Below are 19,307 nucleotides of genomic sequence, written 5' to 3'. Positions count from 1 at the left end.
CACGCGCATCTTGTAATAGCCCCCTCAGGCCCTAGATGGGTCTGAGAAAGAGAGGTTTCTATGTCCGGTCATCCCATCCTGCCTGCAGAACCGATCACCTTGCCGCTGCTGCCGCTGCGCGATGTGGTGGTGTTCCCGCACATGGTGATTCCCCTGTTCGTCGGCCGCCCCAAGTCCATCAAGGCCTTGGAAGCGGCCATGGAAGCCGGCCGCCAGATCATGCTGGTGGCGCAGAAGGCTGCCGGCAAGGACGAGCCCAAGTCGGACGATATGTTCGAGGTGGGCTGTGTCTCCAGCATCCTGCAAATGCTCAAGCTGCCCGATGGCACCGTGAAGGTGCTGGTCGAGGGCCTGCAGCGCGCCACCACGCAAAGCATCACCGAAACGGAAGAGCATTTCGTCGCCGAGGTGCTGCCCATCCCGCCCGAGGCCGACACCAAGCCCGAGGTGGAGGCGCTGCGTCGTGCGGTGACCCAGCAGTTTGACCAATACGTCAAGCTGAACAAGAAGATCCCGCCCGAGATCCTCACCTCCATCGGTGGCATCGACGATGCCGGCCGCCTGGCCGACACCATTGCCGCGCATCTGCCGCTCAAGCTCGACGCCAAGCAGTCGGTGCTGGACCTGTCGGACGTGGCCAAGCGCCTGGAGAAGCTGCTCGACCTGCTTGAGCACGAGGTCGACATCCTGCAGGTGGAAAAGCGCATCCGTGGCCGCGTCAAGCGCCAAATGGAGAAGAGCCAGCGCGAGTACTACCTGAACGAGCAGGTCAAGGCGATCCAGAAGGAACTGGGCGATGGCGAAGACGGCGCCGATATGGAGGAGCTGGACAAGAAGATCCAGGCTGCTCGCATGCCCAAGGAAGCGCGCAAGAAGGCCGATGCCGAGCTGAAGAAGCTCAAGCTGATGTCGCCGATGTCGGCCGAAGCCACGGTGGTGCGTAACTACATCGAGACCCTGGTCAACCTGCCCTGGAGCAAGAAGACCAAGATCAAGCACGACCTGGCGAATGCCGAGAACGTGCTGAACGAAGACCATTACGGGTTGGAGAAGGTCAAGGACCGCATCCTCGAGTACTTGGCGGTGCAGCAGCGCGTCGACAAGGTCAAGGCGCCCATCCTCTGCCTGGTGGGCCCCCCGGGCGTGGGCAAGACCTCGCTCGGCCAGTCGGTGGCACGTGCAACCGGCCGCAAGTTCGTGCGCATGGCCCTGGGTGGCGTGCGCGACGAGGCCGAGATCCGTGGCCACCGTCGCACCTATATCGGCTCGATGCCGGGCAAGGTGCTGCAGAGCCTGTCCAAGGTCGGCACGCGCAACCCGCTCTTCCTGCTGGACGAGATCGACAAGCTGGGCATGGATTTCCGCGGCGATCCCTCCTCGGCCCTGCTGGAGGTGCTGGATCCCGAACAGAACCACACCTTTGGCGACCATTACGTCGAGGTCGACTTCGATCTCTCGGACGTGATGTTCGTGGCCACCTCGAACTCGATGAACATCCCGCCGGCCCTGCTGGACCGGATGGAAGTGATTCGCCTCTCTGGCTACACCGAGGACGAGAAGGTCAACATCGCCCAGCGCTATCTGCTGCCCAAGCAGCGTGGCAACAACGGCGTGAAGGACGAAGAGATGGAGGTCGCCGAATCGGCGATCCGCGGCATCATTCGCTACTACACCCGTGAGGCTGGCGTGCGCTCGCTGGAACGCGAGATCTCCAAGATCTGCCGCAAGGTGGTGAAGGGTCTGGCGCTTAAGACTTACGAGGGCAAGGTGCTCGTCAACGAGGACAACCTGAACGACTTCCTGGGTGTGCGCAAGTACGATTTTGGCCGCGCCGAGAAGAAGAACCAGGTGGGTCAGGTCGTCGGCTTGGCTTGGACCGAGGTGGGCGGTGATCTGCTGACCATCGAAGCCACCGCCATGCCTGGCAAGGGCAACATCATCCGCACTGGTTCGCTGGGCGACGTGATGAAGGAGTCGGTCGAGGCCGCACGCACGGTGGTGCGCTCACGTGCCCGCCGCCTGGGCATCAAGGACGAGGCCTTCGAGAAGCGCGACGTGCACATCCACGTGCCCGACGGTGCCACGCCCAAGGATGGCCCGAGCGCGGGTATCGCCATGACCACCGCCTTTGTCTCTGCGCTGACCGGCATCCCCGTGCGGGCCGACGTGGCGATGACGGGCGAGATCACCCTGCGTGGCGAGGTCACGGCCATCGGCGGCTTGAAGGAGAAGCTGTTGGCGGCGCACCGCGGCGGCATCAAGACGGTGATGATTCCCGAGGAAAACGTCAAGGATCTCCAAGACATTCCCGAGAACGTCAAGAACCAGCTCGAGATCGTGCCGGTGAAGTGGATCGACCGTGTGCTGGAAGTGGCGCTGGAGGCCGCCCCTCAGCCTCTGCCGGACGAGGAAGTGACCGCGGTCGCTCCTGAGAAAGCGGCGGCGGAGGCTGCGAAGCCCGAGCCGGCGACGGCGGCCGTTGCGGGTGGAGATGCACTCAAGCATTGAAAATTCGCGAGGCCCCTTGCGCGACACAAAAAATCCGGTATAGAATGTGAGCTTCAGCGCAAACAGCGCAGCGTAGATGGCGAAAGCCAAAGCCCTGTGAGTCGTGTGTTGAAGTCCATGCGGGAGTAGCTCAGTTGGTAGAGCGCAACCTTGCCAAGGTTGAGGTCGAGAGTTCGAGACTCTTCTCCCGCTCCAGGATTTCGAAGGGAAGCCCCGGCTTCCCTTTTTCGTCAAAGTCTCGCAAGAGGCGATGGCGATGGATTGCTGAGGCGCGGTAGCAAAGCGGTTATGCCCCGGATTGCAAATCCGGTTAGTCCGGTTCGACTCCGGACCGCGCCTCCAGGAATGACACTGCGGGAGTAGCTCAGTTGGTAGAGCGCAACCTTGCCAAGGTTGAGGTCGAGAGTTCGAGACTCTTCTCCCGCTCCAGTTCATTCGATCCGAAAATGGCCGAGCCGTGCAAACGGAGTGGCGATATGCGGGAGTAGCTCAGTTGGTAGAGCGCAACCTTGCCAAGGTTGAGGTCGAGAGTTCGAGACTCTTCTCCCGCTCCAAATTCGAAAGGGAAGCCAAGCGGCTTCCCTTTTTCGTTTCAGCTGCGTAGGCCGCCGTCATAATCCGGCGCAATGCAGGCCCGCCCGGGTGGTGAAACTGGTAGACGCAGCGGACTTAAAATCCGCCGCCTCGTGAGGGGCGTACGGGTTCGATTCCCGTCCTGGGCACCATGCTTGGCTCAGATGCTCGCGCGTTGCGCCGGGAAGTCTCCACCGAGGGCCAGACGCCCGAGGCGCTGCAAGGGCGCGAGCTCGCCGGTGGTGCTGAGCGCGATGTCAGGTTCGGCGCTGCCGCTGGGCAGGCCGGCGCCGTCCCACAGACGCTTGACCTGCTTGGCCACGGCCACTTCGATGTTCAGCAGTCTGACCTGCGGCCCCAGCGCGGCCTGGATCGCGGGCTGCACAAAGGGATAGTGCGTGCAGCCCAGCAAGACCGTGTCCACCCGGGCCTCGCGCAGCGGTGCGCAATAGCGTTCGATCAGGGCGAGCAGTTCTGGGCGCTCCAGTTGTCCCGTCTCGATCTGGTCGACAAGCCCGGGGCAGGGCTGGCTGAACACCAGCACCTCGCCGGCATGGCTCTGCAGCAAGGCCTGGTAGCGGCCGCTGGCCAGGGTTGCGACCGTGGCCAGCACGCCCACCCGGCCGTTGGTCGTGGCCGCAACGGCGGGTTTGATGCCGGGCTCGATAGCGACGATGGGCATCTGCGGCCAGCGCGCGCGCAGGGCCTCCACGGCGTGTACGGTGGCGGTGTTGCACGCCACCACCAGCATCTGCGCGCCCAGGCTCAGCAAGTGCCCGGCTACTGCCAAGCTGCGGTCGATGATGTAGTCGGCGCCGCGCCCGCCATAGGGTGCGTAGCCCGAGTCGGCCACATAGCGCAGCGCCACACCCGGCAGGGCGGCATGCACGGCCTTCAGCACGGTGAGGCCACCGAGGCCCGAATCAAAGACGCCGATGAAGGGCGTGTTGGTTTTGCTCATCAGGGGGCGCAGTCTAAAACGAAGCCACGCAAGGGCTGAACTCGTCTCTAAAATAGCACGATCGTTCGTTTTATTTGCGGCTCAGACATCTGGATGACTCGGGCGGACGCTCAGACCCCCGTAGAATCCTGATTAACGTTAACGTCAATTCGCCTTGGAGTGCTGAGATGAAGGTATTGGTTCCCGTCAAACGAGTCGTCGACTACAACGTCAAGGTGCGCGTCAAGAGCGACGGCACCGGCGTGGATATCGCCAACGTCAAGATGTCCATGAACCCCTTTGACGAAATCGCCGTCGAAGAGGCCGTGCGCCTGAAGGAAAAGGGCGTGGTCACCGAGGTGATCGCCGTCTCCTGCGGTGTCACCCAATGCCAGGAAACCCTGCGCACCGCGATGGCCATCGGCGCCGATCGCGCCATCCTGGTCGAGACCGATGCCGAGCTGCAGCCCCTGGCCGTGGCCAAGATTCTCAAGGCCCTGGTCGACAAGGAGCAGCCTCAGCTGGTGATCCTGGGCAAGCAGGCCATCGATGACGATTGCAACCAGACCGGCCAGATGCTGGCCGCGCTGACCGGCATGCCCCAGGGCACCTTCGCCTCCAAGGTGGAAGTGGCCGACGGCAAGGTGGCCGTGACCCGCGAGGTGGACGGCGGCCTGGAAACGGTGAGCCTGACGCTGCCGGCCGTGGTGACCAGCGACCTGCGCCTGAACGAGCCGCGTTATGTCACGCTGCCCAACATCATGAAGGCCAAGAAGAAGCAGCTCGACGTGGTCAAGCCCGCCGATCTGGGTGTGGACGTGGCGCCGCGCATCAAGACCCTCAAGGTCGAAGAGCCGCCCAAGCGCAGCGCCGGCATCAAGGTGCCTGACGTGGCGACCCTGGTGAACAAGTTGAAGAATGAAGCGAAGGTGATCTGAGATGACTGCTCTGGTAATTGCTGAACACGACAACGCCCACATCAAGGGCGCCACGCTCAACACCGTGACCGCCGCGCTGGCCACGGGCGCCGAGGTGCATGTGCTGGTGGCCGGCCACAACGCCGGTGCCGCTGCTGCCGCTGCCGCGCAGATCGCCGGCGTCGCCAAGGTGCTGCACGCCGACGCTGCGCATCTGGCCGATGGCCTGGCCGAGAACCTGGCCGCGCAAGTGCTGGCCGTGGCTGCCGGCCACAGCCACATCCTGTTCCCCGCCACCGCCTCGGGCAAGAACGTGGCGCCGCGCGTCGCTGCCTTGCTGGACGTGGCGCAACTCAGCGACGTGACCAAGGTCATCAGCGCCGACACCTTCGAGCGCCCGATCTACGCCGGCAACGCCATCGCCACCGTGCAATCCGCTGACGCCACCAAGGTGCTGACGGTGCGCACCACCGGCTTTGACGCCGCCGCCGCCAGCGGTGGCAGCGCCGCCGTCGAAACGGTTGCCGCCGCCGCCGACAGCGGCAAGAGCTCGTTCGTCGGCCGCGAGGTCACCAAGAGCGATCGCCCCGAGCTGACCGCCGCCAAGATCATCGTCTCCGGCGGCCGTGCCCTGGGCTCCAGCGACAAGTTCAATGAGGTGCTGACCCCCTTGGCCGACAAGCTGGGTGCCGCCCTGGGCGCCTCGCGCGCCGCGGTGGATGCCGGCTATGCGCCCAACGACTGGCAAGTCGGCCAGACCGGCAAGATCGTCGCGCCCCAGCTCTACATCGCCTGCGGCATCAGCGGCGCGATCCAGCATCTGGCCGGCATGAAGGACTCCAAGGTGATCGTCGCGATCAACAAGGATGCCGAGGCACCGATCTTCTCGGTGGCCGACTACGGGCTCGAGGCCGACCTGTTCACGGCCGTGCCCGAACTCGTCGCCGCGCTCTGATTCCCGCCTATTGATCAGCCTGCAGGGCGCCCGACTTCACGGTCGCGGCGCCCTTCGTTTCTCTGGAGACAAGACAATGACTTACCGCGCCCCCGTCAAGGACATGCTCTTCAACATGAAGGAGCTGGCCGGCCTGGAGTCCCTCACCGCCATTCCCCAGTTCGCCGATTACGGTATCGATACCGCCCAGGCGGTGCTGGAAGAATGCGCCAAACTTAACGAGGACGTGATCGCCCCGCTGAACTTCGAAGGCGACAAGAACCCCAGCTACTGGAAGGACGGCCAGGTGTTCACCACGCCCGGCTTCAAGCAAGCCTTCAAGCAGTTCGCCGAGGGCGGCTGGCAGGGCCTGCAGCACCCGCCGGAGTTCGGCGGCCAGGGCCTGCCCAAGACGATTGGCGCGGCCTGCGGCGAAATGATCAACAGCGCGAACATGAGCTTTGCACTCTGCCCGCTGCTGACCGATGGCGCCATCGAGGCCTTGCTGACGGCAGGCAGCGACGAACAGCGCGCCACCTACATCCCCAAGCTGATCGATGGCAGCTGGACCGGCACCATGAATCTGACCGAGCCGCAGGCGGGGTCAGATCTTGCGCTGGTGCGCACGCGCGCCGAGCCGCAGCCCGATGGCAGCTACAAGATCTTCGGCACCAAGATCTTCATCACCTATGGCGAGCACGATATGTCCGAGAACATCGTGCATCTGGTGCTGGCCCGCGTGCAGGGCGCGCCCGAGGGTGTGAAGGGCATCAGCCTCTTCATCGTGCCCAAGTTCATGGTGAACGCCGACGGCTCGCTGGGCGCGCGCAATGACGCGCACTGCGTCTCCATCGAGCACAAGATGGGCATCAAGGCCAGCCCCACCGCGGTGCTGCAGTTTGGCGACCATGGCGGCGCCATCGGCTATCTGGTGGGCCAGGAGAACCGCGGCCTCGAGTACATGTTCATCATGATGAACGCGGCCCGCTTCGGCGTCGGCGTGCAGGGCATCGCGGTGGCCGAGCGGGCCTACCAGAAGGCGGTGAGCTATGCGCGCGACCGCGTGCAGTCGCGTCCGGTGGACGGTTCGGTGGCCGGCAGTGCCGCCATCATCCACCACCCCGACGTGCGCCGCATGCTGATGACGATGCGCTCGCTCACCGAGGGCTGCCGTGCGATGAGCCTGGTGGCCGCGGCCGCCTACGATGCCGCGCACCACCATCCGGACGCCGAGACGCGCAAGCAGAACCAGGCCTTCTACGAGTTCATGGTGCCGCTGGTGAAGGGCTACAGCACCGAGATGAGCCTGGAGGTCACGGACCTGGGCGTGCAGGTGCATGGCGGCATGGGTTTCATCGAGGAGACCGGCGCGGCCCAGTACTACCGCGACGCCAAGATCCTCACCATCTACGAGGGCACCACCGCCATCCAGGCGAACGACCTGGTGGGTCGCAAGACCCTGCGCGATGGCGGGCAGATGGTCAAGGCGGTGGCCGCGCAACTCGCCGCCACCGAGGCCGAACTGGCCACGCGCTCGAGCGCCGCGGCCGCGGCGATGCGCAAGCGCCTGGCGCAGGGCCGCGAGGCGCTGGTGGCCTCGGCCGAATTCATCGCCGGCCAGGGCAAGGCCAGCATGAATGCGGCCTTCGCCGGCTCGGTGCCCTATCTGATGCTGGCGGGCAATGTGGTGGCCGGCTGGCAGCTGGCGCGTGCGCTCATGGTGGCCGAAGACAAGCTCGCCGCCGGCGAGGACAGCGCCTTCATGACGGCCAAGATCGCCACCGCGCGCTTCTACGCCGAGCACATCCTCACGCGTGCCGGCGGCCTGCGCGATGCCATCGTGGAGGGCGCCGACAGCGTCACCGCGCTGGCGCTGGACTCGTTCTGAGCGGAGGCGTCAAGACATGAGCGTGTTGCCTCCCGTGCTGCAAAACCTGCCCCTGCCCATCATCGGTTCGCCGCTCTTCATCATCAGCAATCCCAAGTTGGTGATCGCGCAGTGCAAGGCCGGTGTGGTGGGGTCGATGCCCGCCCTGAACGCGCGCCCGGCCGAAGTGTTGGACGAGTGGCTCAATGAGATCACCACCGAGCTGGCGGCCTACAACAAGGCCAATCCCGACAAGCCGGCCGCGCCCTTTGCGATCAACCAGATCGTGCACAAGAGCAATGACCGGCTGGAGCACGACATGGCGCTGTGCGCCAAGTACAAGGTGCCCATCATCATCACCTCGCTGGGCGCGCGCGAGGACGTCAATGCCGCCGTGCATGCCTGGGGTGGCGTGGTGCTGCACGACATCATCAACAACAAGTTCGCCAAGAAGGCGATCGAGAAGGGCGCCGATGGCCTGATCGCGGTGGCGGCCGGTGCCGGCGGCCATGCGGGGGTGAAGAGCCCCTTCGCCTTGATCCAGGAAATCCGTGCCTGGTTCGACGGCCCGGTGGCGCTCTCGGGCTCCATCGCGAGTGGCGATGCGGTGCTGGCTGCCCAGGCCATGGGCGCCGACTTCGCCTACATCGGCTCGGCCTTCATCGCCACCGAGGAGGCGCGTGCGGCCGAGGCCTACAAGCAGATGATCGTGCAGAGCAGCAGCGACGACATCGTCTACAGCAATCTCTTCACTGGCGTGCACGGCAACTATCTGCGCGGCTCCATCGTCAACGCCGGCATGGACCCGGATGCCTTGCCGGAGTCGGACCCCAGCAAGATGAACTTCGGCGGCGATGCCAAGAAAGCCTGGAAGGACATCTGGGGTTGCGGCCAGGGCATTGGCGCGATCAACGAGGTGGTGCCGGCGCGCGTGCTGGTGGAGCGCCTGGGCAGGGAGTACCAGGCGGCCCGCCAGCGCCTGGCTATTTGATATTGGTGAAGCGAGCCTCTGGCCGGTCGTCCGACCGGTGCAGGGTCTCGACGTTTGCCTTCATCGCCCAGGGGCGCATCTGGTGGTGCAGGGGGATGAAGAAATGCTCGTCGCGCACGCGCAGCAAGGCCTCGCGGATCATGGCGTTGCGCTTGGGCACGTCGGTCTCGGTCTTCATCGCGTCGATCAGCTGGTCCAGCTTGGCGTCGCTGAGCTTGGCGAAGTTGAAGTTGCCGTCGGCGCCCGTGGTCTTGGTGTGCGCGATGGCCTGCAGCGTGAACTGCGCGTCATAGGTCGCCACGCCCCAGCCCAGCATGTAGAGCGGCGCCTCGAAGCGCTGGAACGTCAGGCTGTGCTGGGCCATCGGGGCCGCCAGCAGATTCGCCTTCACGCCCACGCGCGCCCACATCGCCGCCACCGCCTGGCAGATCTCCTCATCGTTGACGTAGCGGTTGTTGGGGCAGTTCAGTTGCAGCTCCATGCCTGAGCCATAGCCGGCCTCGGCCAGCAGCTTCTTGGCGCGCTCGACATCGTGCTTGAGCGGCACGTCGATATCCGGCGTGTTGCCGTTCACGCCCGGCGCCACCATGATGCCGGCCGGAATCGACAGCCCGCGCATGGTGGCGCGCTTGATCGCCTCGCGGTCCACCGCCAGGCTCAGCGCCTCGCGCACGCGCTTGTCCTTGAAGGGGTTCTTGCCCTTGATGTTCGAGCCCTTGAGTTCATCGCTGCCCTGGTCCATGGCCAGAAAGATGGTGCGCACCTCGGGGCCCTCGACGACCTTGAGCTTGGGGTCGGCCTTGAGCCGCGCCACGTCCTGCGTCGGCAGGTCGGTGAGCAGGTCCACGTCCCCCGACAGCAGGGCGGCCACGCGGGTGGGGTCGGACTTGATGGGCAGGTAGCTCAGCTCGGTGACGTTGCTGGCGCGCTTGGCATCCCACCAGTCGGGGTTGGCCAGCATGCTGATCTTCTGATCCGGCTGCCAGGCCGTGATCTTGTAAGGCCCCGTGCCCATCACATTGCGCGAGGCGTAGTTGTCTTCCTTGGCCTTGTAGTCCTGCACATTGGTGGACTTGTTCTTCTCGGCCCAGGCCTTGCTCATGATGCGGAAGTCGACGATGTTGCGCAGCAGGATGGGGTTGGGGCCTTCGAGCATCAGATCCACGGTGTAGTCGTCGACCTTCTTGATCTCCTTGATGCCGGCCACGTAGATCTGCATGGTGCCCTGGGGCTGGCGGATGCGGCCGAAGGTGAACACCACGTCATCGGCCGTGAACGGCGTGCCGTCGTGGAACTTGACGCCGCGGCGCAGCTCGAAGCGCACCTGGGTGGGCGAGATGTAGCTCCACTTGGTGGCCAGTGCCGGTTCCACCTCATGGTTGGCGTTGTAGCGCGTCAGACCCTCGTAGGCATGCATCAGCACGGCCAGGGTGGTGGCATGGTTCTGCGAATGCGGGTCCAGCGTGAGGATGTCGTTCTGCGCGGCCCAGCGCAGGCTGGCGGCGGGGCCGAGCGTGGCCCAGCTCAGGGCCAGGGACAGGGCCGCGAGTCTGAGGGGCTTGCTAATCATGTGGGTTGCTCCGGGGTGGCGGTGCGACCCATGCTAGCGGCGGGCCGCTGGCCGCCTACCTATGGCTTGCCCGGGTGCTCGGGCCCCGCGGGCTCGATCTCGGCGTCGCAGCCGATGCCGGCGGCGATCATGCGGCGGCACCAGGCGCGCAGGCCGCGCTCGAGCAGGCGGCGCGGGCGCCCGCTCGGAAACCGGGCCAGGCCCAGCTGCGCGAGCGGGGCCTCCAGCATGCCGCAGCGGTATTGCTTGAGCGCAGCGGACCATTGCAGCGCCTTGCAGGCCCCGTGGCGGCGCCGGCTCACCAGCACGCCCACGGGGCAGGGCTCGGCCAGGCAGCAGATGCCGCAGCCGTTGCAGGGTTCACCCAGCGCCGGCTTGGGCGGCGCGGCGGCTTCGATGTGGATGATGCGATGCTGCACGTCGCTCAAGGTAGCCTGGGGTCAGGTCTTGACACCCAACTCGCGCAGCCGCTCCTCCAGATAGCTATGCGCGGTGTAGCGCTCCGACAGCACCACGTCGTTGCGCGGGTGCAGGAACAGCGGCAGCGAGACACGGCTCTTGGTGGCGCCTTCGCCCGTGGGGTTGACCACGCGATGCTGGGTGGAGGGGTAATAGCCCTGCGAGGCCTCCTGCAGCATGTCGCCGATGTTGATGATGAGCATGCCGAAATCGCAGGGCACGTCCACCCAGTTGCCGCTCATGTCCTGCACCTGCAGGCCGGGCTCGTTGGCGGCCGGCAGGATGGTCAGCAGATTGATGTCGCCATGGGCCGCGGCGCGCAGCGAGCCGGCGGGCTCCTGGCCGGTGAGGGGTGGGTAGCGCAGCACGCGCAGCAGGGTGTGGGTGCTGTCCTTGATCATGTTGGAGAGCGGCTCGCTGTAGCTCTTGGCGATCTCCGGCGGCGTGTGGCGCTCGACCCAGGACAGCAGCTCGGCCGCCAGGCCGTTCGCCACCTCGTAGTAGCGCATCGCATCGGCGCGCAGGCGCTCGGGAATGCGGCCCCAGGGATAGATGTGGAAGTACTCCTTGATGTCCTTCTGCGTCGCGCCCTTGGCGGTCTCGGAGATGGCGGTGGAGAAGTAGCCGTCCTGGGTCTCCTTGGAGAACGCGAAGCCATGCTTATCCTCGCCGTTGAAGAAGGCTAGCCAGTCGGCGTAGATCTTCTCCACCAGGGCCTGCGGTATCGGGTGGTTGACCAGCACACCGAAGCCGGTTTCGTGCAGGGAGCGGGTGAATTGCTCGGCCGCATCCGCGGCACGGTAATCGACGACTCGAACTTGCATGGGATCTCCTGATCTGTCCCGTCGCGCAGCCATTCAATCGCGGGGCTGGCGCGGGCGGAAGTTTACCAACGCGTAAGAAATTTGAGCCCGATGGCGGGCCGGCTGCGGGAAAGTGCGGATACCCGACAGCTTGGCCAGTCTGCCAATTTGTGCTTTGGTCGGGTATGACAGGAGTGCTACAGTCCGACCCTTGAGACTTGAGGTCCTTCCCGTCCCCTTTTCTGGCAACAGTGAAGGCGGGTCGCAATCCGCCAACCGGTCGAGCCGTGTCGCGGAAGGTTTGTTAACCAGCCAACGTCCTGGATACCGGGGTGAAAGGTGAGCGAAATGATGCAGCAATACAGGTCGAATTCGTACCTGTTCGGGGGCAATGCGCCCTACGTCGAAGAGATGTACGAGGCCTACCTCGACAACCCGGGCTCCGTGCCTGACAACTGGCGCGCCTACTTCGACGCCCTCCAGCATGTGCCTGCCACCGATGGCAGCGACGCACGCGACGTGGCCCATGCGCCCGTGATCGAATCCTTTGCCCAGCGTGCCAAGGCCAATGCCTTCGGCAACAAGGCCTCCAGCAGCGACCTCGCCGTGGCCCGCAAGCAGGTGCATGTGCAGTCGCTGATTGCCGCCTACCGCTTCCTGGGCTCGCGCTGGGCCGACCTGGATCCGCTGCAGCGCACCGAGCGCCCGCGCATCCCGGAGCTGGAACCCTCGTTCTACGACCTGACCGAGTCCGATATGGACATCTCGTTCAGCGCCACGAACACCTATTTCTCCAAGGCCGAGAGCATGACCCTGCGCGAGATCGTGCAGGCCTTGCGCGAGACCTATTGCGGCTCGGTCGGTGCCGAGTACATGCACATCACCGATCCGGCCGAGAAGCGCTGGTGGCAGGAGCGGTTGGAATCGATCCGCTCCAAGCCCAGCTTCACGCCCGAGAAGAAGAAGCACATCCTCGATCGCCTGACCGCGGCCGAAGGCCTGGAGCGCTACCTCCACACCAAGTACGTGGGCCAGAAGCGCTTCTCGCTGGAAGGTGGCGAGAGCTTCATCGCCTCGATGGACGAACTGGTGCAGCGCGGCGGCGAAAAGGGGGTGCAGGAGATCGTCATCGGCATGGCCCACCGCGGCCGCCTGAACGTGCTGGTGAACACGCTGGGCAAGATGCCCAAGGACCTGTTCGCCGAGTTCGAGCACAAGGCCCCCGAAGATCTGCCCGCCGGTGACGTCAAGTACCACCAGGGCTTTTCCAGCGACGTCACCAGCCCCGGCGGCCCGGTGCACCTCTCGCTCGCCTTCAACCCCTCGCACCTGGAAATCGTGAATCCGGTGGTCGAAGGTTCGGTGAAGGCCCGCATGGACCGCCGCGGCGACAAGGAAGGCGCGCAAGTGCTGCCCGTGCTGGTGCATGGCGACGCCGCCTTTGCCGGCCAGGGCGTGGTGATGGAAACGCTGGCGCTGGCCCAGACCCGCGGCTACTACACCGGCGGCACGGTGCATCTGGTCATCAACAACCAGATCGGCTTCACCACCAGCGACCCGCGCGACACCCGTTCCACGCTGTACTGCTCCGACGTCGTCAAGATGATCGAGGCGCCGGTGCTGCACGTGAATGGCGATGATCCGGAAGCCGTGGTGCTGTGCACCCAGCTGGCGCTGGAATACCGCCAGCAGTTCAAGAAGGACGTGGTGGTCGACATCATCTGCTTCCGCAAGCTGGGCCACAACGAGCAGGACACGCCGGCGCTGACCCAGCCGCTGATGTACAAGAAGATCGCCCAGCATCCGGGCACCCGCAAGCTCTATGGCGACAAGCTGATCGCCCAGGGCGTGCTGCCCGCCGATGGCCCGGACAATATGTCCAAGGCCTTCCGCGCCGCCATGGACGAGGGCCGTCACACCATCGATCCGGTGCTGACCAACTTCAAGAGCAAGTACGCCACCGACTGGTCGCCCTACCTCGGCAAGAAGTGGACCGACTCCTGCGACACCGCGCTGCCGGTGGCCGAGTTCAAGCGCCTGGCCGAGAAGATCACCACCGTCCCCAACACCTTCAAGGTGCACCCGTTGGTGGAGAAGGTCATCGCCGACCGCGCCGCGATGGGCCGTGGCGAGATCAATGTGGACTGGGGCATGGGCGAGCACATGGCCTTCGCCTCGCTGGTGGCTTCGGGCTATCCGGTGCGCCTGTCGGGCGAGGACTGCGGCCGCGGCACCTTCGTGCACCGCCATGCCGTGCTGCACGACCAGAACCGCGAGAAGTGGGACATCGGCACCTATGTGCCGCTGCAGAACGTGGCCGAGGGCCAGGCGCCCTTCGTCGTGATCGACTCGCTGCTGTCGGAAGAGGCCGTGCTGGGCTTCGAGTACGGCTACGCCTCGGCCGATCCGGTGACGCTGACGATCTGGGAAGCCCAGTTCGGCGACTTCGTCAACGGCGCGCAGGTGGTGATCGACCAGTTCATCGCCTCCGGCGAAGTGAAGTGGGGCCGCTCCAACGGCCTGACCCTGATGCTGCCGCACGGCTACGAGGGCCAGGGCCCCGAGCACAGCTCGGCGCGCCTGGAGCGCTTCATGCAGCTGGCTGCCGACAACAATATGCAGGTGGTGCAGCCGACCTCGGCCTCGCAGATCTTCCACCTGCTGCGTCGCCAGCAGCTGCGCATGTTCCGCAAGCCGCTCATCATCATGACGCCCAAGTCGCTGCTGCGTAACAAGGACGCTACCTCGCCGCTGTCCGAATTCACCAAGGGTGAGTTCAAGACCGTGATCGGTGAGCGCGATGCCACGATTGCCGCGGACAAGGTCAAGCGCGTGATCGCCTGCTCGGGCAAGGTCTATTACGACCTGGTGAAGGCGCGTGCCGAGAAGAAGGCCAGCGACGTGGCCATCATCCGCGTCGAGCAGCTCTATCCCTTCCCGCACAAGGCCTTCGCCGCCGAGATGAAGAAGTACCCCGGCGTGAGCGAGATCGTGTGGTGCCAGGACGAGCCGCAGAACCAGGGCTCCTGGTTCTTCGTGCAGCACTATGTGCACGAAAACATGGTGGATGGCCAGAAGCTCGGCTACGCCGGCCGCCCCGCCTCGGCCTCACCGGCCGTGGGCTATGCCCACCTGCACCAGGAGCAGCAGAAGGCGCTGCTGGACCAGGCCTTCGGCAAGCTCAAGGGCTTCATCCTGACCAAGTAAGTGAACGCACGCGCCCCATGGCCGGACGGCCGGGGCGCCGCGTCTGATGCTGCACAGAATCGAAAGAACCATCATGGCAATCGTAGAAGTCAAAGTCCCCCAGCTGTCCGAATCCGTGGCCGAAGGCACGCTGCTGAACTGGAAGAAAAAGCCCGGCGAGGCCGTCGCCATCGACGAAATCTTGGTTGAAATCGAAACCGATAAGGTGGTGCTGGAAGTGCCCGCACCCTCGGCCGGCGTGATGGCCGAGATCGTCAAGGCCGACGGCTCCAGCGTCGTCAGCGAGGAAGTCATTGCCCGGATCGACAGCGAAGGCAAGGCCGGCGCCGTGGCCGCACCCGCTGCCGTGCCGGCTGCTGCTGCAGCCGCTCCCGTGGCCGCTACGGCTGCCTCCAAGGGTGACGTGGCCATGCCCGCCGCCGCCAAGATCCTGGCCGAGAAGGGCCTGGCAGCCACCGACGTCGCCGGCTCCGGCAAGGATGGCCGCGTGACCAAGGGCGATGCCCTGGCCGCGTCGGCCAAGCCGGCCGCAGTGGCTGCTCCGGTGGCCGTGGCCGCCGCGCCCGCCGTCGCCAAGCCGCTGCCTTCGGTCGCTGCACCGATCGCACAGAACCTGGGCGACCGCCCCGAACAGCGCGTGCCGATGACGCGTCTGCGTGCCCGCGTGGCCGAGCGTCTGCTGCAGTCGCAATCCACCAACGCCATCCTCACCACGTTCAACGAAGTGAACATGGCGCCGGTGATGGAGATGCGCAAGAAGTTCCAGGAGAAGTTCGAGAAGGAGCATGGCGTCAAGCTCGGCTTCATGAGCTTCTTCGTCAAGGCCGCGGTGGCCGCGCTGAAGAAGTACCCGGTGCTGAACGCCTCGGTGGACGGCAATGACATCGTCTACCACGGCTACTTCGACATCGGCATCGCCGTCGGCTCGCCGCGCGGCCTGGTGGTGCCCATCATCCGCAATGCCGACCAGCTCAGCTTTGCCGACATCGAGAAGAAGATTGCCGAGTTCGGCCAGAAGGCCAAGGAAGGCAAGATCTCGCTCGACGACCTGACCGGCGGCACCTTCTCGATCTCCAACGGCGGCACCTTCGGTTCCATGCTGTCGACTCCCATCATCAACCCGCCTCAGTCGGCCATCCTGGGCGTGCACGCGACCAAGGACCGCGCCGTGGTCGAGAACGGCCAAGTGGTGGTGCGCCCGATCAACTATCTGGCCATGTCCTATGACCACCGCATCATTGACGGCCGCGAAGCCGTGCTGGGTCTGGTGACCATGAAGGAAGCGCTGGAAGATCCGGCCCGTCTGCTGTTCGACATCTAAGCCAAGGACGCGCACAGACATGAGCACCAAGCAATTCGACGTCGTCGTCATCGGCGGCGGCCCCGGCGGCTACATCGCCGCCATCCGCGCCGCCCAGCTGGGCTTCAATGCGGCCTGCATCGACGAGTGGAAGAACGACAAGGGCGGTCCGGCACCCGGCGGCACCTGCACCAATGTCGGCTGCATCCCCTCCAAGGCGCTGCTGCAGTCCAGCGAGCATTTCGAGCACGCCAACCACCACTTTGCCGACCACGGCATCGCGGCGGACAACGTGCGCATCGACATCGCCAAGATGATCGGCCGCAAGGACACCGTCGTGAAGCAGAACAACGACGGCATCCTCTACCTGTTCAAGAAGAACAAGGTCACGTTCTTCCACGGCCGTGGCTCCTTCGTGGCGGCCAAGGATGGCCTCTATGAGGTCAAGGCCGGCGAGGAAGTGATTCTTGCCAAGCATGTGATCCTGGCTACCGGCTCGAATGCGCGTCAATTGCCGGGCGCTCCGTTCGACGAGGAGAACATCCTCTCCAACGATGGCGCGCTGCGCATCCCGGCCGTGCCCAAGAAGCTAGGCGTGATCGGCTCCGGCGTGATCGGCCTTGAAATGGGTTCGGTGTGGCGCCGCCTGGGCGCGGAAGTCACCGTGCTGGAAGGTCTGCCGACCTTCCTCGGCGCGGTCGACGAGTCCGTGGCCAAGGAGGCCGCCAAGCTGTTCAAGAAGCAGGGCCTGAAGATCGAGCTGGGCGTGAAGATCACCGAGGTCAAGACGGCCAAGGACGGTGTGACGGTGGCCTACACCGACGCCAAGGGCGCCGAGCAGAGCCTGGCAGTGGACAAGCTGATCGTCTCGATCGGCCGCGTGCCCAACACCATCGGTCTGAACCCCGAGGCCGTGGGCCTGAAGCTGGACGAGCGCGGCGCCATCGTGGTGGACGACGAGTGCAAGACCAACCTGCCGAATGTCTGGGCGGTCGGCGACGTGGTGCGTGGCCCGATGCTGGCGCACAAGGCCGAGGAAGAAGGCGTGGCGGTGGCCGAGCGCATCGCCGGCCAGCATGGCCACGTCAACTTCAACACCATCCCCTGGGTCATCTACACCAGCCCCGAGATCGCCTGGGTGGGCCGCACCGAGCAGCAGCTGAAGGCGGACGGCGTGGCCTACAAGGCCGGCCAGTTCCCCTTCCTGGCCAACGGCCGTGCGCGCGCGCTGGGCGATACGCAAGGCTTCGTCAAGTTCCTGGCTGATGCCAAGACCGACGAGATCCTGGGCGTGCACATCATCGGCCCCTTCGCCTCCGAGCTGATCTCGGAAGCTGTGGTGGCGATGGAGTTCAAGGCCTCGGCCGAGGACATCGCGCGCATCTGCCATGCGCACCCGAGCCTGAGCGAGGCGACTAAGGAAGCGGCACTCGCGATCGACAAGCGCACGCTCAACTTCTGATGCCTGCGTGAAGCAAGAGAAGAAAGAAAAAGGGGGCGGCGCGGGTCGCCCCTTTTCATTGGGAATCTGAATGACCTCGGTCACCGAGCTTTACAAGCAGACTCTGAGCGAGCGCGGCTACAGCGCCGACCCGGCGCAGTTGCGCGCGGTGGCGGCGCTGCAGCGTTGCCAGGACGAATGGGCCGACTACAAGGCGCGCCGCGGCAATGCCGTCACCAAGTTGCTGGTGCGGCCGCCGCTGCCGCGCGGCGTCTATATGTACGGCGGGGTGGGGCGGGGCAAGAGCTTCTTGATGGATTGCTTCTTCCAGGCCGTGCCGCTGACGCGCAAGACCCGCCTGCACTTCCACGAGTTCATGCGCGAGGTGCACCGCGAACTGCAGGATCTGAAGGGCATCGCCGATCCGCTGGAGGAGCTGGGCAAGCGCATCGCCAAGCGCTTCCGCCTGATCTGCTTCGACGAGTTCCACGTGGCCGACGTCACCGACGCGATGATTCTGCACCGCCTGCTGGACTCGATGTTCAAGCACCGCGTCTCCATCGTCACCACCTCCAATTTCCACCCCGACGGCCTCTATCCCAACGGCCTGCACCGCGACCGCATCCTGCCCGCGATCGCGCTGCTGAAGGAGAAGCTGGAGGTCATCAATGTCGACAACGGCACCGACTACCGCCGGCGCTCGCTGGAGCTTGTGGAGCTTTACCACTGCCCGCTCGACGAGTCGGCCGACGCGGCGCTGAACCGCGCCTTCGAATCGCTGGCCGAGGCGCGCGACGAGGATCCGCTGCTGCACATCGAGCACCGCGAGTTGCGCGCGGTGCGGCGCGCCGGCGGCGTGGTGTGGTTCGACTTCCGCACGCTGTGCGGCGGACCGCGCTCGCAGAACGACTACCTGGAGCTGGCGACGCAGTTCCACACCGTGATCCTGGCCAATGTGCCCGAGATGCCACCGCGCCTGGCCAGCGAGGCGCGGCGCTTCACCTGGCTGGTGGACGTGCTCTACGACCGCCGCTGCAAGCTCATCATCTCGGCCGCCGTGCCGCCGGAGCAGCTCTATACCGAGGGTCCGCTGGCGCATGAGTTCCCGCGCACCATCTCGCGCCTGCAGGAAATGCAGTCGCAGGAATACCTCTCGCTGGAGCGGCGCGAGGTGGATACTTCGCTGACATGAAGCGCACGTTGCTGGCCCTGCTGTGCTTGCCGTCCCTGGCCTGGAGCCAGGGCGAGCTCGGCCGTGAGGCCATCGAGGCCAGATACCAGAGCGAGCTGAAGGCCTGTGCCGAGCGCTTTGCGGTGACGGCCTGCCGCGACGCGGCGCGCCAGCGGCGCCAGCAGGCCCTGCAGCCCTTGCTGGAGCGCGAGCGGCGCGAGGCCGCGGCCGCGCGTGCCCAGCAGGCGCAGGAACAGCGCGAGCGCGTCCTGCTCAAGCAGCAGGAGGCGGCCGCGGAGGAGGGGCGCAAACGCACCGAGGCGGTGTTGGGCTTCCAGAGCGAACCGGCCTCGGCGCCTGCCTCGGCGCCGCGCCCCACCCGCGCCAATCCGGAAACGCACGCGCGCCAGCTCAAGGCCCGCGATGCGCAGGCCGAGCAGGCGGCGCAACAGCAGCGCGAGCAGGCCATGCTGAGACAGCAGCGCCTGCGCGACCACCAGGCCCTGGTGCAGAAGCGCGTGGCCGAGCGCGCCGCGAAAAAGGCCTCGGGTGCGCCCTTGCCGGTGCCGGCCGCGTCGGCGATTGCGGCGCTGCCGCCCATGCCGGCCAGCGCGACCGGGCGCTGA

At 65.5% G+C, this 19,307-nt stretch carries 14 protein-coding genes and 5 tRNA genes; 15 read left to right on the top strand and 4 right to left on the bottom strand.

The genetic code is table 11. The annotated features are described in order from the left end of the window. Positions 1-60 precede the first annotated feature (60 nt). The 6 genes from lon (at position 61) to PFX98_RS23725 (ending at position 3,233) form a co-directional block, all read left to right on the top strand. Positions 61-2,508 carry an endopeptidase La gene (lon, locus tag PFX98_RS23750; RefSeq protein ID WP_285232940.1) on the top strand — a complete coding sequence of 816 codons (2,448 nt, stop codon included), beginning with the start codon at positions 61-63 and terminating at the stop codon, positions 2,506-2,508. Positions 2,509-2,627: 119 nt separating this feature from the next. Next, positions 2,628-2,703 (top strand) — tRNA-Gly (locus PFX98_RS23745). 73 nt (positions 2,704-2,776) lie between these two features. Next, positions 2,777-2,850, top strand: a tRNA-Cys gene (locus tag PFX98_RS23740). Positions 2,851-2,861: 11 nt separating this feature from the next. Continuing rightward, positions 2,862-2,937: transfer RNA gene (locus tag PFX98_RS23735), tRNA-Gly, on the top strand. A 49-nt stretch (positions 2,938-2,986) separates the two neighbouring features. Next, positions 2,987-3,062 (top strand) — tRNA-Gly (locus PFX98_RS23730). Between the two features lie 82 nt (positions 3,063-3,144). Further along, positions 3,145-3,233: transfer RNA gene (locus PFX98_RS23725), tRNA-Leu, on the top strand. An 8-nt stretch (positions 3,234-3,241) separates the two neighbouring features. On the opposite strand, the gene murI is transcribed toward PFX98_RS23725, so the two are convergent. Next, positions 3,242-4,042, bottom strand: a complete 801-nt coding sequence (murI, locus tag PFX98_RS23720; protein WP_285232939.1) for a glutamate racemase — start codon at positions 4,040-4,042, stop codon at positions 3,242-3,244. A 167-nt stretch (positions 4,043-4,209) separates the two neighbouring features. On the opposite strand from murI, the gene PFX98_RS23715 reads away from it, so the two are divergent. The 4 genes from PFX98_RS23715 to PFX98_RS23700 all read left to right on the top strand — a co-directional run bounded on the left by PFX98_RS23715 (position 4,210) and on the right by PFX98_RS23700 (position 8,730). Next, positions 4,210-4,959, top strand: a complete 750-nt coding sequence (locus PFX98_RS23715) for an electron transfer flavoprotein subunit beta/FixA family protein (RefSeq protein ID WP_285232938.1) — start codon at positions 4,210-4,212, stop codon at positions 4,957-4,959. A 1-nt stretch (position 4,960) separates the two neighbouring features. Continuing rightward, positions 4,961-5,893: an electron transfer flavoprotein subunit alpha/FixB family protein gene (locus tag PFX98_RS23710; protein ID WP_285232937.1), complete on the top strand. Its 933-nt coding sequence runs from the start codon at positions 4,961-4,963 to the stop codon at positions 5,891-5,893. 76 nt (positions 5,894-5,969) lie between these two features. Next, positions 5,970-7,760 (top strand): acyl-CoA dehydrogenase, encoded by a 1,791-nt coding sequence (locus tag PFX98_RS23705; RefSeq protein WP_285232936.1) that lies wholly within the window; start codon positions 5,970-5,972, stop codon positions 7,758-7,760. A gap of 16 nt (positions 7,761-7,776) precedes the next feature. After that, positions 7,777-8,730, top strand: coding sequence for an NAD(P)H-dependent flavin oxidoreductase (locus PFX98_RS23700; protein WP_285232935.1), 954 nt, complete (start codon positions 7,777-7,779; stop codon positions 8,728-8,730). On the opposite strand, the gene PFX98_RS23695 is transcribed toward PFX98_RS23700, so the two are convergent. Genes PFX98_RS23695 through PFX98_RS23685 form a run of 3 tightly spaced genes read right to left on the bottom strand, consistent with a single transcriptional unit; the run spans position 8,723 to position 11,583 of the window. Further along, entirely contained in the window at positions 8,723-10,300 is a 1,578-nt protein-coding gene (locus PFX98_RS23695) for an ABC transporter substrate-binding protein (RefSeq protein WP_285232934.1), read from the bottom strand. The two genes, PFX98_RS23700 and PFX98_RS23695, sit on opposite strands and share 8 nt — an antisense overlap. A 59-nt stretch (positions 10,301-10,359) precedes the next feature. Further along, the gene (locus tag PFX98_RS23690) at positions 10,360-10,719 is read right to left on the bottom strand and encodes a hypothetical protein (protein WP_285235686.1); all 360 of its coding nucleotides are present in this window, start codon (positions 10,717-10,719) and stop codon (positions 10,360-10,362) included. A gap of 21 nt (positions 10,720-10,740) precedes the next feature. Further along, entirely contained in the window at positions 10,741-11,583 is an 843-nt protein-coding gene (locus PFX98_RS23685; protein WP_285232933.1) for an isopenicillin N synthase family dioxygenase, read from the bottom strand. 327 nt (positions 11,584-11,910) lie between these two features. On the opposite strand from PFX98_RS23685, the gene PFX98_RS23680 reads away from it, so the two are divergent. The 5 genes from PFX98_RS23680 to PFX98_RS23660 all read left to right on the top strand — a co-directional run bounded on the left by PFX98_RS23680 (position 11,911) and on the right by PFX98_RS23660 (position 19,307). Beyond that, a complete protein-coding gene (locus PFX98_RS23680) occupies positions 11,911-14,769 on the top strand; it encodes a 2-oxoglutarate dehydrogenase E1 component (RefSeq protein WP_285232932.1) in 2,859 nt (952 codons plus the stop codon). A gap of 73 nt (positions 14,770-14,842) precedes the next feature. Further along, positions 14,843-16,090, top strand: a complete 1,248-nt coding sequence (gene odhB / locus PFX98_RS23675; RefSeq protein ID WP_285232931.1) for a 2-oxoglutarate dehydrogenase complex dihydrolipoyllysine-residue succinyltransferase — start codon at positions 14,843-14,845, stop codon at positions 16,088-16,090. Between the two features lie 19 nt (positions 16,091-16,109). After that, a complete protein-coding gene (gene lpdA / locus PFX98_RS23670) occupies positions 16,110-17,531 on the top strand; it encodes a dihydrolipoyl dehydrogenase (protein WP_285232930.1) in 1,422 nt (473 codons plus the stop codon). A 70-nt stretch (positions 17,532-17,601) separates the two neighbouring features. Further along, the gene (gene zapE, locus PFX98_RS23665; RefSeq protein WP_285232929.1) at positions 17,602-18,702 is read left to right on the top strand and encodes a cell division protein ZapE; all 1,101 of its coding nucleotides are present in this window, start codon (positions 17,602-17,604) and stop codon (positions 18,700-18,702) included. After that, entirely contained in the window at positions 18,699-19,307 is a 609-nt protein-coding gene (locus tag PFX98_RS23660; protein ID WP_285232928.1) for a hypothetical protein, read from the top strand. The genes zapE and PFX98_RS23660 overlap by 4 nt, the downstream gene beginning before the upstream one ends.

This window comes from Paucibacter sediminis (assembly GCF_030254645.1).
GTDB lineage: Bacteria > Pseudomonadota > Gammaproteobacteria > Burkholderiales > Burkholderiaceae_C > Paucibacter_B > Paucibacter_B sediminis.
Note: the sequence above shows the minus strand (reverse complement) of the source record. Positions and strands in the feature narration are given on the sequence as shown.

What these genes read in the sequence shown, in the direction of transcription:
- PFX98_RS23660 (WP_285232928.1), top strand. Translation starts at nt 18,699, where the DNA reads ATGAAGCGCACGTTGCTGGCCCTGCTGTGCTTGCCGTCCCTGGCCTGG.
- PFX98_RS23695 (WP_285232934.1), bottom strand. Translation starts at nt 10,300, where the DNA reads ATGATTAGCAAGCCCCTCAGACTCGCGGCCCTGTCCCTGGCCCTGAGC.
- lon (WP_285232940.1), top strand. Translation starts at nt 61, where the DNA reads ATGTCCGGTCATCCCATCCTGCCTGCAGAACCGATCACCTTGCCGCTG.
- PFX98_RS23685 (WP_285232933.1), bottom strand. Translation starts at nt 11,583, where the DNA reads ATGCAAGTTCGAGTCGTCGATTACCGTGCCGCGGATGCGGCCGAGCAA.
- odhB (WP_285232931.1), top strand. Translation starts at nt 14,843, where the DNA reads ATGGCAATCGTAGAAGTCAAAGTCCCCCAGCTGTCCGAATCCGTGGCC.
- lpdA (WP_285232930.1), top strand. Translation starts at nt 16,110, where the DNA reads ATGAGCACCAAGCAATTCGACGTCGTCGTCATCGGCGGCGGCCCCGGC.
- PFX98_RS23680 (WP_285232932.1), top strand. Translation starts at nt 11,911, where the DNA reads ATGATGCAGCAATACAGGTCGAATTCGTACCTGTTCGGGGGCAATGCG.
- murI (WP_285232939.1), bottom strand. Translation starts at nt 4,042, where the DNA reads ATGAGCAAAACCAACACGCCCTTCATCGGCGTCTTTGATTCGGGCCTC.
- PFX98_RS23715 (WP_285232938.1), top strand. Translation starts at nt 4,210, where the DNA reads ATGAAGGTATTGGTTCCCGTCAAACGAGTCGTCGACTACAACGTCAAG.
- zapE (WP_285232929.1), top strand. Translation starts at nt 17,602, where the DNA reads ATGACCTCGGTCACCGAGCTTTACAAGCAGACTCTGAGCGAGCGCGGC.
- PFX98_RS23700 (WP_285232935.1), top strand. Translation starts at nt 7,777, where the DNA reads ATGAGCGTGTTGCCTCCCGTGCTGCAAAACCTGCCCCTGCCCATCATC.
- PFX98_RS23710 (WP_285232937.1), top strand. Translation starts at nt 4,961, where the DNA reads ATGACTGCTCTGGTAATTGCTGAACACGACAACGCCCACATCAAGGGC.
- PFX98_RS23705 (WP_285232936.1), top strand. Translation starts at nt 5,970, where the DNA reads ATGACTTACCGCGCCCCCGTCAAGGACATGCTCTTCAACATGAAGGAG.